Raw genomic sequence first — 14,709 nt, forward strand, 5'->3', positions numbered from 1 at the left:
TTGAAACTTCAATGATATTCTTTCTCATCGGGGTAAGAAAAGAGGACGCATTCAGAAGAATGCGACCTTGATCGACCGTTCTACGAAGCTGGAATCCGAGAAACCGGTTGTGACACCGTTTCTTTCCCTGGCTTCACTTGCAAGTCTTTCAATTTCTTCTTGAGCACTTCTTTTAACAGTTTCTTTTTCTGTTGCAGTACTTTGTCACGCTCTTTCATGGTCTCTCACCCCCATGGACGAAAGGAAAAAACCAACCATTACTGTATCTGAAAATCTTAAAGTTGCACTAATCTATAGTTAAATTATAGCACATTCTATTGAAAAATGTTGAACAATCTCGTAAAAAATCATGATTTCACATGTTCCAAATTTGCATTTGCTTATCCATTCCCGTATAGTTAATAGAAATAATCTTTGAAATCACCAAGGAGGAGAGCACGAATGAGAATCACGTTAGAAACGATCATGCAGCATCACGTCACCCAGAAATACTTGACACGATCTGGATTAAAACATGCCGTTGACGTCTGTGAACGCGCTCTCGAATTGGCGACACGACGAGGGCTCGACACCGATCTAGCAACGAAGGCTGCACTGCTCCACGACATCGGTCATTACGAATGGTACACCGAAGGCAAGTGGAACTACGACTTGTATCGCCAAAACGATATCCACGCCATCAAAGGCGCGGAACGAGCCCATAAACTGTTGATCCGGCTCGGAGAAGATCCGGCTCGGGCCAAGGAAATTTCCGTCATGATCCTGCTTCATACGGATTCTTACCTTCCGCCTAACCGCATCCAACGGACCCCGCTCCAACAGCTCGTCCATGACGCCGATACGTTCGTCGAACAGCCGGGCGGCCTCCACCACTACGAGACGATGGAGATTGAAGACGCGCTCGCTCGCGTCCGTTTAATCGATGCCGTCGTCGAGCGTCTCTCGAACTTGCCGCGCATCTCAAACGCCTAACACCGTCCGGGTCTCCCACGGTGTTTTCGTTTGAGCAAAAAAGCCCCAAAAATCCAATTGGATTTTTGGGGCTTTTCGTATTAGACGAGCTGGGCTTTATACGCCTCATATTCTGCGTCTGTGAGCGAAACATAGTGACCTGGTTCGACTTCGCGAAGCGCAGGGATGCTCGAATCTTCATCCGACCGTCCGACAGCACCAAGTGAGCCAGATTCGTAGACGATCCGCTTACGTGTCCGTTCATGTTCTGGATCCGGAAGCGGGATTGCAGACAAGAGCGATTTCGTATAAGCGTGAATCGGGTTCTCGTACAGGCGCTCTGCCGGTGCAAGCTCGACGAGGTGACCTTGGTACATAACGCCGATCCGGTCCGAGATATACTTGACCATCGACAAATCGTGGGCGATGAACAAGTACGTGAGATCACGGTCACGTTGCAACTCTTTCATCAAGTTGACGACTTGAGCTTGGATCGACACGTCGAGTGCTGAGATCGGCTCATCGGCGATGATGAAGTCCGGCTCAACAGCGAGCGCACGGGCAATCCCGATCCGCTGACGCTGTCCGCCTGAGAATTCGTGCGGGTAACGGCTCGCATGCTCTTTCGTGAGGCCGACCGTCTCGAGAAGGTCGTACACACGGTTCATCCGGTCTTCTTTCGTCTTGGCAAGGCCGTGGATATCGATGCCTTCAGCGATGATATCAGCGACCGTCATCCGCGGGTTGAGCGACGCATACGGATCTTGGAAGATCATCTGCATAGCCCGGTTGAATTTTAACTTCTCAGCCTTATTCTTTTTCCCGTGGACGTTCTCACCTTTGAAAAGAACATCGCCGTCGGTTGCATCGTAAAGGCCGATGATCGTACGACCTGTCGTCGATTTACCGCAACCCGACTCTCCAACGAGACCGAGTACTTCACCTTTGTAAATATCGAACGAGATGCCATCGACCGCTTTGACGACGCGGCCTCGGCCAATTTTAAAGTGCTGCTTCAGGTCTCGTACTTCTAATAATTTTTCACGTTCCATTATTCAGCACCACCTTTCAAAATCGATTTCGCGAACGCGCTGTCAGGACGATATTTGAGCGCGAGATCGCGGATCGCTCGCGGCGGCGTCACTTGCGGTGCTTGTGGGTGCAAGAGCCAGCTCGCTGCATAGTGTGTATCGCTAATTTGGAACATCGGCGGTTCTTTCTCGAAATCAATTTTCATCGCATACGGATTACGCGGTGCGAACGCGTCACCTTTCGGCGGGTCAAGCAAGTTAGGCGGCGTGCCCGGGATGGCCGGGAGCGCTTCGTTCGGATCATCGGTCGGACGCGGCATCGATCCGAGCAGTCCCCAAGCGTACGGGTGACGCGGCTCATAGAAGATCTCATCGACCGTTCCTCTTTCGACGATTTTACCGGCGTACATGACGGCGACACGGTCAGCCATGTTCGCGACGACACCGAGGTCGTGCGTGATGAAGATGATAGCCGTACCCGTTTTTTGCTGAATGTCTTTCAACAATTCTAAAATTTGGGCTTGGATCGTCACGTCGAGTGCCGTCGTCGGCTCATCGGCAATCAACACTTTCGGGTTACATGCGAGCGCGATCGCGATGACGATCCGTTGACGCATACCGCCTGAAAGTTGGTGCGGATATTGCTTAAGACGTGCCTCTGGGTTCGGAATCCCGACGAGTGTGAGCAATTCGAGCGTACGCTTCTTCGCATCTTCCCCCGTCAATCCTTGGTGTTGCTTCAATCCTTCGGCAATCTGTTTGAAGATTGTCATCGTCGGGTTGAGTGACGTCATTGGATCTTGGAAGATCATCGCGATGTCGCGCCCGCGGATTTTCAACATTTCTTTTTCTGACAACTTCGCCAAGTCTTTTCCTTCGAACAAAATTTCTCCGTTCGTGATCTCACCTGGCGGGTTCGGAATGAGACGCATGATCGCTTTCGATGTGACGGATTTACCAGAACCCGATTCACCAACGATTGCGAGCGTCTCGCCTTTTTTCAAATCAAACGATACGTTGCGGACGGCTTGTACCGTTCCGGCATACGTATGGAACGAGACCGCTAAGTCTCGGACAGATAAAATCGTTTCCATGCACGAGTCCCCCTCTGTTTAAATTATTTACGCATTTTCGGGTCGAACGCATCACGCAAGCCATCGGCGAGCAAGTTGAAGCTGACCATGAGCAAGACGATGATGATTGACGGAATGACGAGCAAGTACGGGAACGTCCGTAGCTCTTTGTATCCGTCGTTGATCAACGTACCAAGTGACGCTTGTGGCGGTTGAAGTCCGATCCCGATGAAGCTGAGGAACGCCTCGAAGAAGATGGCAGATGGAATCGTGAACATGAGTGTGATGATGATCGCACCGAGCGTGTTCGGGATCAAGTGTTTGAAAATCAAACGGTTACTTGAAGCACCGAGCGTACGGGCAGCCAACACAAACTCTTGGTTTTTCAGTTTCAAAATCTGACCGCGGACGAGTCGACTCATCCCGATCCAGCCGGTGATGGCCATCGCCAAGATAATGGTGAAGACACCTGGGTCAAAGATCAAGATGAACAAGATGATCAAGATCAAGTTAGGAACACCAGTCAAAATCTCGACGATCCGTTGCATGATGTTGTCAATGCGGCCACCAAAGTAAGCCGAGACGCCGCCGTAAGCGACACCGATGACCGTATCGATGATTGCGGCCATCAAACCGATGAAGAGCGAGATACGAGTCCCTTCCCAAACACGCGACCAAAGATCACGCCCGAGGTAATCGGTACCGAACCAGAAGTTCTCTTCGACGTTTTTCTGTTCATAGAAGTTGATGTCACGCCCACCGAGGTTGGCCATGCCGTCAAATCCGGCCCACTCAAGTCCTGTGACTTTAGGCGGTAGTTTCGCTTGTGAGATATTTTGTTCATAGGCGTCACGGGCTGAAAGCATCGGACCGAACAACGCGAGCAACACTAAAATTAAAATGATCGACAGCGAGAAGATGGCCGCTTTGTTTTTCTTAAGACGAAGCCATGCATCTTGCCAGAAGTTCAAACTTTTCCCGGCAATTCGTTCACCGAGCTGTTCGTTCATCTCGACACGTTGGAACATGTCTTGGTCGAACTGCTCGAAATCTTTTTTATTTTCAATCATCAGTTATCCCCCCCAAGACGAATACGTGGGTCAACGACTCCGTAGAGCAAGTCAACAAGTAAAATAATTACAATGAACAGAGCCGAGAAGAAGAGCGTCGTGCCCATGATGACCGAATAGTCATTCAACGTGATCGACGTTACAAACAATTCACCAAGTCCCGGAACAGCAAAGATTTTCTCGATAACGAACGTACCTGTGAGTAGCGCAGCCGTCATCGGTCCAAGGATTGTGATCGCTGGAATCATGGCGTTACGCACCATATGTTTCCACACGATTGCATTCCCGGTTAATCCTTTTGCTTTCGCGAGCGTGACATAGTCTTGTCCGGTCACTTCTAGCATCTCGGTCCGTACGAAACGGGCGATCGACGCGGTGACCCCGAGCGACAACGAGATGGTCGGAAGGATCGTATGCGCCGGCGAGTCCCAGAACGCGACAGGCAATACGCCCCATTTTACCCCAACGTAGTATTGAAGGAGGGCCGCAAAGACGAACGACGGGACAGAGATCCCGATTACCGACACAAACATTGAACCATAATCGATGTACGTGTTATGGCGAATCGCTGCAACGATCCCGAGCAATAGTCCTGTCAGCGTACCAAGCACTAGTGCCTGAATACCTAACTGGGCCGATGGTCCGATTCGTTCCATGATCAACTCCGTCACTGGCCGGTTGGCCGTACGGAACGATACGCCGAGGTCGCCTTGGACAAGGTTCCCTAAGTAAGTCGCATAACGAACTGGAAGCGGATCATTGAGTCCGTAACGATCGTTCAAGATCTGAATTTGCGTTTCCGTCAATTTTTCCTGGTTCTGATACGGTGAACCTGGAAGCAGGTCCATCAGGAAAAATGTGAACGTCGCAATCAAGAAGAACGTGATGAGGCCGTAAACCAGCCGCTGAAGAATATAACGTCCCATAATAAAAACCCCCTGTTTTTCTAATTGTGTCTATGCTTGCACCAACAGCGTCACTATGACATATTTCCCATTTCTTGAATTCACAAAATGAAAGGAATTTTCTGAAAGAATAGGTCAAACGTCATCTCAAGGCTCTTAGCACAGCATATGAAAATCAAAAAACCCTCAGTTTCTGAAGTATTCTGAATTTTCACTGTTACTCCATTATACTTTACCAACAAAACATTTGAATAGTATTTTCTCTCAATTCGATATTTTTTTTAGAAAAGTGGGGACATGCTTGCGCATGTCCCCTCTCCTATTTAGTTGATATCAACGTATTTGTACTGGTAATCAGCACCGAAAAGTTGACGGTTGAAGTTCTCGATGTTCGGACGAATCAAGTAAGCGACACCGGCCTGATAGATCGGCATGATTGCTTGGTCTTGTTCGATCAAGAGCGTTTCTGCTTCTTTGAATTTGTCATAACGAGCATCGATCGCTGTTTCAGCCGAAGCTTCATCGATCAACTTGTCGTATGCTGCCGACTTGTACTTGATGTCGTTTTGACCGTTGTCTGACGTGAAGATGCCAAGGTTAGTGAGCGGGTCTTGATAGTCAGGTCCCCAAAGGGCGAATGACATCTGGTAGTCCCCGTTCGCTTCGCGTTCGAGCTTGTTGTTGAACGGTTGTTGCGAGATGTTGACCGTTACGTTCGGCAAGTTCGACTCGATTTGGCCTTTCATGTACTCTGAGATTTGTTTTGAAACTTCACTGTCGAATGAAAGCAATTCGATTGTGGTCGCTTCGCCACCAGTTGCTTCTTCCCAAAGCGTTGCTGCTTCGTCAGTGTTTGTCTCGAAGTGTTGGACGCCTTCTGTGTAATCCGTTCCGTCTTCATACTTGATGAATTCTTTCGGGATGAACGAAGTCGTTGCGATTGAACCGTTGTTCAACAGTTGGTCGATGATACCGGCCGGGTCAACGGCACGAGCGATTGCTTTACGTGCGTTCACATCAGCGAATACTTCATCTTCATGGTTGAACTTGAAGTAACCGATCGCTGAACGAAGTCCTGTGTTGTAGTCTTCGTCTTCTTGGAAAGCAGCGACTTGCTCAGACGCGAGGCCTGCGTAATCAACATCGCCTGCTTCATACAAGTTGACGACCGTTGACGTATCTTTGACAACACGAACGTCTACTTTGTTGAGAGCGACGTTGTCGGCATCCCAGTACGTATCGTTTTTCGTCAAGACATAGCCTTGTTCACGATCCCACTCTGACCATGTGAACGGACCGTTGTAGAGAAGGTTCTCTGTGTTTTTTGCGAAGTCCGCTCCTTGCTCAGTTGCGAACGCTTCATTGATCGGTGTGAACGTACCGAACGATGTGAGTGAGACGAACGATGGGTCCGGACGCTCGAGTGTAACTTCTAGCGTTTTCTCATCGATTGCTTTCACACCGAGTTCTTCTTTAGGAAGGTCACCCGTGTTGATTGCTTCGGCATTTTTTACCGTGTTCATGATATACGCATATTGCGAACCAGTTTCTGGGTCCACGGCACGTTGCCAAGCGTAAACGAAGTCATTCGCTGTGACCGGCTCACCGTTCGACCATTCGGCGTCACGAAGCGTGAACGTGTAGACGGTTTCGTCTTCGTTCAATTCCGGCTCTCCTTCAGCGATGGCTGGAACGGCTTGCCCTTCTTGATCAAGACGGTAAAGACCTTCCATTGTGTTGGCGATCAAGTTGAACGCGACTGCGTCCGTTGCGAGCGCCGGGTCGGCTGTAGTAATGTCAGACGTGTCCGTCAAACGAAGTACTTTGTCTCCGTTCGAAGACGAACCGCCGTCAGAGTCTCCGCCAGTCGAGCAAGCGGCGAGCACTGAACCGAGCGCTAAGATGAGTGTCATCATTAGCAAAATCGATTTTTTCTTCATTGCGATGTCCCCTTTCTAATCTCGTGAAGCTTAGCATTCCGTCGGACTAACATCTTACTCTTTTTCTTTAATTTTCTGAATATTACATAAAGTATCCGACGAAAGAACGTTAGGGCTATTGTAAAAAATTTTTAATCAAACTGTCAACTATGGAATAAACCGCTGTCATTTAAAAAAACTTCCTTCTCGCCATAATAGCGGGACTACGCGTATCATAGAACCATAAGCAAACGTGATAAATTGGCGTCATCACGTTGAAAGGAGTTTGTCACATTGAAAAATTTTAGAAGTATATTAATCGTTTGGGGAATTGTCACAATTGCCTATACGGTTTGGTCGTATGTGTCGTATTACCGCGCGGAATCGTTCGCGTTTCATTTGAGTGGCGGCTTGTTCGTCGCCGGCATGATCGTCTTCGCGTACGGGATGTTCTCACAGATGAGCGCTTCAGGATTGTTCGACGGGATCATGTACGGGTTTAAACGAAATCGCCGCGCCAAACTAAAGGAAATCGATTCCGATTATGAAGAAGACGAAAAAGACGACGACGAGATGAAAGAAGAACGTTCCGCCCGTAAACAGTCGGCTTGGCGTTGGGTATACGTCGGGATTGGCAGTGTGATCCTGTCATACGTCATCACCCTCGTTTGACCTTTTTGTTTTTCCACCAATATGCTAAACTAAATGCAGAACATAGGAAACACAAGGAAGAAGACAAGTACCTCGAACTCCCTCTCCCCCAGAGAGTCTACGTTGCTGCGAGTAGACGGAGAGCGTTCAAGCGAATGGACTTCAGAGTGGCTCACCTGAATGGTAGTACGGTGAGACGGTTACGCCCGTTAACGCGATCAAGTGGCATGATTTCATGCAAATTTGGGTGGCACCGCGGTTATTCGTCCCGATTTTTCGGGCGGAGAACTGCGGTTTTTTATATTTTATGGAGGTGTAGGCATGGCAACGATATTTTCAGGCATTAAACCGACCGGCGTTGTGACGCTCGGTAACTACTTAGGGGCGATGAAACAATTCGTCGATCTTCAAGAAGAACATGACGCGTACTATTGTATCGTCGATCTTCACTCGATCACGGTCCAACTTGACCGCGTCGAGCTGATGGACAACACCCGCAAGCTGGCGGCGCTCTATCTCGCCTGCGGACTTGACCCTGAGAAGGCAACGATCTTCGTCCAGTCAGAAGTAAAAGCGCACGCCCAACTCGGATGGATGTTGACGTGTATCGCTGGGATGGGCGAACTCGGTCGGATGACGCAGTACAAAGATAAATCGCAAGGTAGCGATAACGTCGGGGCCGGGCTGTTCATCTATCCGACACTCATGGCGGCGGATATTCTACTTTATGGGACAGAGCTCGTGCCGGTCGGTGACGATCAAAAACAACATATCGAACTGACGCGCGACTTGGCCGAACGGTTCAACAAACGCTATTATGAGACGTTCAAGATTCCTGAGCCGCTCATTCAAAAAGAAGGGGCTCGGATCATGAGTTTGACGAACCCCGAGAAGAAGATGTCGAAATCGGACGCGAACATTAAAGGCTTCATCTCGATGCTTGACGAACCGAACGTCATCCGTAAAAAAATCAAGAGCGCCGTCACGGACTCGAGCGGCGTCATCAGCTTCGACCGGGAGAATAAGCCGGGCATCTCGAACTTGCTCGAGATTTACTCGTTGTCGACGGGTACTTCGATAACAGATCTCGTGACTCAATACGCAGACTCGAACTACGGAACGTTCAAGCAAGACGTCGCCGAAGCGGTCGTCGCCATGCTCGAACCGATTCAAGCGCGCTATCACGAACTCGTCGACTCGTCAGAGCTTGATGCGATCCTTGATGTCGGCCGTGAGAAAGCCGAAGCAGTCGCGAACAAGAACCTCGCCAAGATCGAGAAAGCGATGGGCTTAAGCCGAAAACGTGCCAAAGTGAAAAAATAAGCCAGAGCCGCCCAACGCATGCGTTGGGCGGCTTCTTTATGGAAGAACACAAAAAAAGAAAGAAACAGGCGTCCCTGTCTCTTTCTGGTGAATGTTGCTTATTGCTCTTTGCCTTCGATGAATGCCCACTTGTACGAGTAGTCAGCGCCGAACCCGTGTTCAACGATTCCTTTAACGTACGGCTTCGTGAGACGAGCTGATCCGCGTTGGTAAACTGGCGAGATCGCGTTCTCTTCAAGAACGATTTTCTCTGCATCTTGAAGCTCTTTCCAACGTGCTTCAGCATCTGTGTTCGCTTTCGCAGATTCGATGAGTGCATCGAATTCTTCGTTCGACCACTTACCACGGTTGTATGGTCCGTCAGTTACGAAGAGGTCAACAAACGTCATTGGATCCTGGTAGTCAGGTCCCCAGCCTGCGAATGTAAGCTCAAAGTCACCTTTGTTCTCGAGGTCGAGTTTGTTGTTGAACGGTTGTTGCTTGATCGTAAGCGTCATGCCTGGAAGGTTCTTCTCAAGTTCACCTTTGATGAACTCACCGATTTGCTTCGCAGACTCTGAGTCGTAGTTGAGGAGTTCGATTTCGACAGAATCTGTCCCGAGCTCTTCAAGTCCTGCTTCCCAAAGTTTTTGTGCTTCTTCAACGTTGTAACCACCGATGTCGCCGTTAGCGTCACGGAAGTCTGCACCGTCTGGGCCTGTTACGAAGTCTTTCGGCACGAGGTAGTTCGCAGGTACTGAACCGTTCGCGAGAAGCGTTTCAGAGATTGCTGCTTTATCGTAAGCACGGTCGATCGCGTTACGGATATTTTGGTTGTCGAACGCTTCAACTTCAGTGTTGAACTGGAGGTAGAAGAGTGTCGGTTCAACGACAGTCGAGAATTCTTCGCTGTCTTGGTATTGAGCAACGAGTTCAGAAGTCAAACCAGTGCGGTCAACGTCGCCGTTTTCGTACAAGTTGACGCCCGTTGAAACTTCTTTAACGACTTTAACGTCGATTTCGTCGAGTTTGACGGCTTCAGCATCCCAGTAGTCGTCGTTTTTGACCATTTTCCAGCCTTGCTCGCGCTCCCAGCTTTCGAGTTTGAACGGTCCGTTGTAGAGCGTCGTCTCTGCAGACGTACCGAAGTTCTCGCCTTGTTCTGCGTCGAACGCTTCAAGTTTAGGCATAAATACGCCGAAGCTTGTGAGACCAAGGAAGTATTCAGCTGGTGCTGTCAATTTAACTTCAAGTGTCTGATCGTCAGTTGCTGTAACGCCGACCGCGTCACGCTCGCCTTCGCCAGTGTTGTAAGCTTCAGCGCCTTCGATGACAGACATGACGTAAGCATATTGTGATCCGTTGTCCGGATTAAGTACTTCTTTCCAAGCGTATTCGAAGTCGTTTGCCGTTACAGGCTCACCGTTAGACCAAGTTGCGCCTTCACGGATTTTGAACGTGTACGTTTTACCGTCTTCAGAAACTTCGTGTGACTCAGCCATCCCTGGTGTTGGGTTGTCTTCTTCGTCCATACGGTAGAGACCTTCGTTAACGTTGTTCAAGACGTTGAACGATACTGCGTCAGTCGCGAGAGTTGGGTTAAGTGAAGGAATGTCTGCACTGTCGAGCAAGTTGAGGACTTGCGCTTCATCTGCACTACCTTCTGAACCTCCGTCTCCGTTTGTTGTCGTTGTTTCTTCTTCCCCACCCGAGCAAGCTGCTAGGAACGCGCTAGATAGAAGCGTTACCGACGTTGCTAATGCAAAACCTTTTTTCTTATTCATTACGATGACCCCCTGATTATTTTCGTTTTAACGAAATGAACGATGGTAGAAAATTCTGAAAGTTAACTTTACAAAATTTGTTACCACAATCCCGTTGATGCAATAATACAATATTCTGATAATTTTGCAAAGTATTTATTTTGATTTTTCTAAAAAATTTTTACCATAGGCTAAAAGCCCGCCTAGGGAGACGGGCTTTTAGCTCATTTTTTATAAACTTTTGAAAAAGTTAGGACGTACGAAGGACCGATGACCGGAAATCCAATTTCCGCATAGGTGGAATCGACCGCGTAAGTTCTTCCAGCTTGGTAGATTGGAATAACGACTGCCTCTTCCAACAAGCGTTTTTCGGCTTGACGATACGCTTCGTTCCGCGCCTCGAGTACCTCAGTCGAGCGTGCCTCCTCCATCAGCCGATCGAACGTCTCGTCTTTATAACCACTCGAATTCAAATAATTTCCTGTTTCAAATTGAGTCAAATAAGCACTGAACGCCGGATAATCCGGTTGCCAACCAGACAGCGACAGCGCATAGTCACCTGCGACTTCTTTCCTAACTTTGTCACCGAGCGGCAGTTCAGTGATGGAAACAGACAGCCCCGGAAGTTTTTCAAGTTCGGTTTCAATCGTCTCGGCGATTTGTCTCGCTTCTTCATCGACAAAGCTGAGTAATTCGATGTCAATCGTTTCTTCTTCGTAGCGCTCTTTGACCGACTCGAACAAACTAGACGCATCTTCTTCAAACGAGACGTCTTGCGCACTGCCGTCTGTGACGAGCAACCGGTCCGTCGTTTGTTCGGCGCGGGCGAGTGTGTCTTTGAACGCCTCTCGATCGAGCGCAATCGCGAGCGACCGGCGGAAGTCAGGGTCATCGAACGGATATTCATCGACGTTCGATTTCAAATAGAAGACACCGCTCCGAGGTACATCGATGATTTCACTTTCAAGTGAGTCGATCACGCTTTCTTCCGTCCCATAAGGAAGCGGGTGAATGCCCGTTGCTTCCGTCCCGAGCGCTTCGTCCGCCCACATGATGATGCGCTCGAGCGTCACATTATCAGCGTCGTGATAAGATTCGTTTTTCGTCAGCGTCACTTGGGCCGCATCGATCGATTCGATTTGAAACGGTCCGTTCGCATCGAGTTCTGGCCAAGCCCCGATGGCTGTTTGCGGAAGAAACGCCGGCATTGCCAAAATCTCCTCGAACCCTTCCATCGGTCGTTCGAGCGTCAATTCGAGTGTCTGCGCATCGATCGCTTTGATACCAAGCGTCTCCGGCTCGGCTGTTCCGAGACTGATTTCTTTTCCATTTTTAACATCTTCAAGTAAGAAACTAAACGGTGAGTTCGTATCGTCATCCGCGAGTTTTCTGAAATGGTCGACGAACGTCTCGGCGGTCACCGCCTTACCGCCCACCGTCTGACTCGGTTTTAGCGAGAATGTGTACGTCGCACCGTCCTCTGACCGGGTCAATTTCTCGACGAGACCCGGTTCAATTTCACCGTCCGCCCCGAAGCGATACAATCCCTCATAGACATGAGACAATATCGTCTGGGAACTCGGGTCGATGGCGAGTAACGTGTTCGGTTGCTCCGGTAACGTCTCCCCGTGGATCGTCACGACTTGTTCTTCTTGCGGTACTAGTTCACGTGCCTGCTCGCGTTGTCCGTTCCAAATGATCAAAAAAAGTATAAGGACTGAACCCAACAAGGCGGCACCGATGATAAAACGTTTCATTCGGCATTCTCCCTTCTGTTAGACCAACCCTTATACCCTACCCGTTTTTAACCTATTTTTCTACAATCAGTCTGTCACTTTTGCGAATGCGAGTGTCGCATTATGGCCCCCGAAGCCGAGTGAATTGCTCAGTGCGTACTGAATATCAAGTTCCCGCTTTCCTTCTCGAACATAATCAAGGTCACAGTTTTCTGCCGGTTCGTCACAGTTGATCGTCGGATGAATCTGACCCTCATGAATCGACAACGCCGTGATGACCGCTTCGACGCCGCCCGCAGCACCGAGCAAATGCCCGATCATCGATTTCGACGAGTTGACGGCGAGCTGATCAGCATGTTCCCCGAACACGTTGCGGATCGCTTTCGTTTCTAACATATCGTTTAGTGGTGTGCTCGTCCCGTGGGCGTTAATGTACTGGACGTCTTCCGGCGCGATTCCGGCGTCACGCATCGCTTCACTCATCGCTTTCGACCCGCCTTCCGCTTCCGGTGACGGTGCCGTGATATGGTAGGCGTCCGAGCTCATCCCGTATCCGACGACTTCGGCATACATTTTGGCACCGCGCGCTTTCGCGTGCTCATATTCTTCGAGAACGAGGACGCCTGCGCCTTCGCCCATGATGAACCCGTCACGATTTGCATCGAACGGACGGCATGCCGTCGCCGGATCTGGGTTCGTCGATAGCGCTTTATTGGCACAGAACCCTGAAAACGACAACGGAGTGATTGGTGCTTCGGCCCCGCCTGCGAACATCGCGAGCGCATCGCCGCGTTGAATGACCCGGAACGCTTCGCCGATCGAGTTCGTGCCCGAAGCACAAGCCGTCACCGAGCAGTTGCTCGGTCCTTTCGCCCCGAGGTAGATCGAGACTTGGCCGCTCGCCATGTTCGGGATCATCATCGGAATGAAGAACGGGCTGATTCGGCGTGGTCCGCGTTCATGCAAGATGCTCGCTTGTTTATCGATCGTCTCGACGCCGCCGATGCCGCTCCCGATCCACGTCCCGACTTTGTCCGCCATCGCTGTCACATCTAGACCGCTATCCCGATGTGCGGCGTCCGCTGCTAAAATTGAGTATTGGATGAACGAGTCCATCTTCCGAGCTTCTTTTGGCTCAACCAAATGCTCGATATTCCATTCTTTGACTTCAGCGCCGACTTTCGCCGGGTACTGGCTAATATCAATCTTCGTCAACGTATCGACCGCATTGTCCCCGTTCAATAGCCGACCCCACATTTCTGTGACATCATTGCCTAACGGTGATACGACACCTAACCCTGTAATGACTACTCGTTTCATGAACAAATCTCCTCCGTGATTTTAGCGTTATTCCATGTGAGACAGCTCGCTCCCCAAGTGAGCCCGGCACCAAAGCCGGCAATGACGACCGTTTGTCCGGCCGTGACCTTCCCGATTTTAACCGCTTCAGCAAGCGCGAGCGGAATCGAGGCGGCCGATGTGTTCGCATGGTCTTGAATCGTGACGACTACTTTGTCTTCAGCGAGCCCTAACCGCTCTATCGCCGCGTCAATGATGCGGCGGTTCGCTTGATGCGGGACTAAGACGTCCATGTCGGCAATGTCTTTACCGGCTTGATGAAGCGCCTCTAACACGATGTCCGGCATTTTCCGGACCGCGAACTTGAACACTTCGCGCCCGTTCATGACGATTTTACCATCTGCATTCTCATATAAGAACTTCCCACCCGTACCATCGCTCCCAAGAACGATCGAATCGATTGCCGCGACGTCATCTTCCCCCAATACGACAGCACCTGCGCCATCACCGAACAAGACGGCAGTCGAGCGGTCGTCCCAATCGATCAAATTGCCCATCTTTTCGGCTCCGATGACGAGTGTACGTTTAAAGCCTTTCGACTGCATCAAGCTCTTCGCCGTATCCATCGCGAAGATGAAGCCGCTACAGGCGGCGCTGACGTCAAATGCGACGGCGCGTTTCGCGCCTAAGTTCGCTTGGACGAGACAAGCTGTCGCCGGGAATGATGGTGCCGTCGCCGTCGCGCAGACGATCGCGTCGATGTCCTCGATCACAACCCCTGCGCTCGCAAGCGCCCGTTTAGCGGCCCGAGTCGCCATGTCCGCTACCGACATGTCCGCATCGGCCAAATGACGCGCCTCGATCCCGGTCCGGGTCCGAATCCATTCGTCGCTCGTATCCATACGTTTTTCCAAATCGACGTTCGTGACCCGGTTATCCGGAAGGAACGAACCGATGCCGATGATTCCAATGTTCATAGCTATAACCCCTATTCTTAGTATCTGGTACT

General features: G+C 50.2%; 13 protein-coding genes and 1 other annotated feature. Of the genes, 3 read left to right on the forward strand and 10 right to left on the reverse strand.

What is annotated here, in order from left to right; all coding sequences use genetic code 11:
* Window positions 1–80: 80 nt before the first annotated feature.
* Complete coding sequence (locus EVJ23_RS15295) at window positions 81–218, reverse strand: hypothetical protein (RefSeq protein ID WP_167331259.1); 138 nt, start codon at window positions 216–218, stop codon at window positions 81–83.
* Between the two features lie 223 nt (window positions 219–441).
* Between EVJ23_RS15295 and EVJ23_RS06645 the strand changes: the two genes are divergently transcribed.
* On the forward strand, window positions 442–972 hold the full coding sequence (locus EVJ23_RS06645; RefSeq protein WP_070327633.1) for an HD domain-containing protein: 531 nt from the start codon (window positions 442–444) through the stop codon (window positions 970–972).
* An 80-nt stretch (window positions 973–1,052) separates the two neighbouring features.
* Here the strand turns inward: EVJ23_RS06645 and EVJ23_RS06650 are convergent, their stop codons facing one another.
* The 5 genes from EVJ23_RS06650 to EVJ23_RS06670 form a co-directional block, all read right to left on the reverse strand.
* Entirely contained in the window at window positions 1,053–2,003 is a 951-nt protein-coding gene (locus EVJ23_RS06650) for an ABC transporter ATP-binding protein (RefSeq protein ID WP_131465411.1), read from the reverse strand.
* Window positions 2,003–3,076 carry an ABC transporter ATP-binding protein gene (locus tag EVJ23_RS06655; protein WP_131440849.1) on the reverse strand — a complete coding sequence of 358 codons (1,074 nt, stop codon included), beginning with the start codon at window positions 3,074–3,076 and terminating at the stop codon, window positions 2,003–2,005. The genes EVJ23_RS06650 and EVJ23_RS06655 overlap by 1 nt, the downstream gene beginning before the upstream one ends.
* 23 nt (window positions 3,077–3,099) lie before the next feature.
* On the reverse strand, window positions 3,100–4,125 hold the full coding sequence (gene opp3C / locus EVJ23_RS06660; RefSeq protein WP_070327636.1) for an oligopeptide ABC transporter permease: 1,026 nt from the start codon (window positions 4,123–4,125) through the stop codon (window positions 3,100–3,102).
* Window positions 4,125–5,051: an oligopeptide ABC transporter permease gene (gene opp3b, locus EVJ23_RS06665; protein ID WP_131440851.1), complete on the reverse strand. Its 927-nt coding sequence runs from the start codon at window positions 5,049–5,051 to the stop codon at window positions 4,125–4,127. Before opp3b ends, opp3C begins: the two co-directional genes overlap by 1 nt.
* Before the next feature lie 302 nt (window positions 5,052–5,353).
* Complete coding sequence (locus tag EVJ23_RS06670; protein ID WP_131465413.1) at window positions 5,354–6,970, reverse strand: peptide ABC transporter substrate-binding protein; 1,617 nt, start codon at window positions 6,968–6,970, stop codon at window positions 5,354–5,356.
* 273 nt (window positions 6,971–7,243) lie between these two features.
* Between EVJ23_RS06670 and EVJ23_RS06675 the strand changes: the two genes are divergently transcribed.
* Window positions 7,244–7,621, forward strand: coding sequence for a DUF3899 domain-containing protein (locus tag EVJ23_RS06675; RefSeq protein ID WP_131440855.1), 378 nt, complete (start codon window positions 7,244–7,246; stop codon window positions 7,619–7,621).
* A 45-nt stretch (window positions 7,622–7,666) separates the two neighbouring features.
* Window positions 7,667–7,874 (forward strand) — a binding site (T-box leader).
* Window positions 7,875–7,921: 47 nt separating this feature from the next.
* On the forward strand, window positions 7,922–8,923 hold the full coding sequence (gene trpS, locus EVJ23_RS06680; RefSeq protein ID WP_070327640.1) for a tryptophan--tRNA ligase: 1,002 nt from the start codon (window positions 7,922–7,924) through the stop codon (window positions 8,921–8,923).
* Between the two features lie 98 nt (window positions 8,924–9,021).
* Here the strand turns inward: trpS and EVJ23_RS06685 are convergent, their stop codons facing one another.
* The 4 genes from EVJ23_RS06685 to EVJ23_RS06700 form a co-directional block, all read right to left on the reverse strand.
* A complete protein-coding gene (locus EVJ23_RS06685; RefSeq protein ID WP_070327641.1) occupies window positions 9,022–10,686 on the reverse strand; it encodes a peptide ABC transporter substrate-binding protein in 1,665 nt (554 codons plus the stop codon).
* Between the two features lie 203 nt (window positions 10,687–10,889).
* On the reverse strand, window positions 10,890–12,422 hold the full coding sequence (locus EVJ23_RS06690; RefSeq protein ID WP_131465415.1) for a peptide ABC transporter substrate-binding protein: 1,533 nt from the start codon (window positions 12,420–12,422) through the stop codon (window positions 10,890–10,892).
* Between the two features lie 66 nt (window positions 12,423–12,488).
* Window positions 12,489–13,721, reverse strand: a complete 1,233-nt coding sequence (gene fabF, locus EVJ23_RS06695; protein ID WP_071399481.1) for a beta-ketoacyl-ACP synthase II — start codon at window positions 13,719–13,721, stop codon at window positions 12,489–12,491.
* The gene (locus tag EVJ23_RS06700; protein WP_131465417.1) at window positions 13,718–14,677 is read right to left on the reverse strand and encodes a beta-ketoacyl-ACP synthase III; all 960 of its coding nucleotides are present in this window, start codon (window positions 14,675–14,677) and stop codon (window positions 13,718–13,720) included. Before EVJ23_RS06700 ends, fabF begins: the two co-directional genes overlap by 4 nt.
* Window positions 14,678–14,709 lie beyond the last annotated feature (32 nt).

The organism is Exiguobacterium sp. SH1S1 (assembly GCF_004337245.1).
Taxonomy (GTDB): Bacteria; Bacillota; Bacilli; order Exiguobacteriales; family Exiguobacteriaceae; genus Exiguobacterium; species Exiguobacterium aurantiacum_A.

Excerpts from the sequence above, each read along its gene's own strand:
- EVJ23_RS06690 (WP_131465415.1), bottom strand. The coding sequence starts at position 12,422 with ATGAAACGTTTTATCATCGGTGCCGCCTTGTTGGGTTCAGTCCTTATA.
- EVJ23_RS15295 (WP_167331259.1), bottom strand. The coding sequence starts at position 218 with ATGAAAGAGCGTGACAAAGTACTGCAACAGAAAAAGAAACTGTTAAAA.
- EVJ23_RS06685 (WP_070327641.1), bottom strand. The coding sequence starts at position 10,686 with ATGAATAAGAAAAAAGGTTTTGCATTAGCAACGTCGGTAACGCTTCTA.
- EVJ23_RS06670 (WP_131465413.1), bottom strand. The coding sequence starts at position 6,970 with ATGAAGAAAAAATCGATTTTGCTAATGATGACACTCATCTTAGCGCTC.
- trpS (WP_070327640.1), top strand. The coding sequence starts at position 7,922 with ATGGCAACGATATTTTCAGGCATTAAACCGACCGGCGTTGTGACGCTC.
- fabF (WP_071399481.1), bottom strand. The coding sequence starts at position 13,721 with ATGAAACGAGTAGTCATTACAGGGTTAGGTGTCGTATCACCGTTAGGC.
- opp3C (WP_070327636.1), bottom strand. The coding sequence starts at position 4,125 with ATGATTGAAAATAAAAAAGATTTCGAGCAGTTCGACCAAGACATGTTC.
- EVJ23_RS06645 (WP_070327633.1), top strand. The coding sequence starts at position 442 with ATGAGAATCACGTTAGAAACGATCATGCAGCATCACGTCACCCAGAAA.
- EVJ23_RS06655 (WP_131440849.1), bottom strand. The coding sequence starts at position 3,076 with ATGGAAACGATTTTATCTGTCCGAGACTTAGCGGTCTCGTTCCATACG.
- EVJ23_RS06700 (WP_131465417.1), bottom strand. The coding sequence starts at position 14,677 with ATGAACATTGGAATCATCGGCATCGGTTCGTTCCTTCCGGATAACCGG.
- EVJ23_RS06650 (WP_131465411.1), bottom strand. The coding sequence starts at position 2,003 with ATGGAACGTGAAAAATTATTAGAAGTACGAGACCTGAAGCAGCACTTT.
- opp3b (WP_131440851.1), bottom strand. The coding sequence starts at position 5,051 with ATGGGACGTTATATTCTTCAGCGGCTGGTTTACGGCCTCATCACGTTC.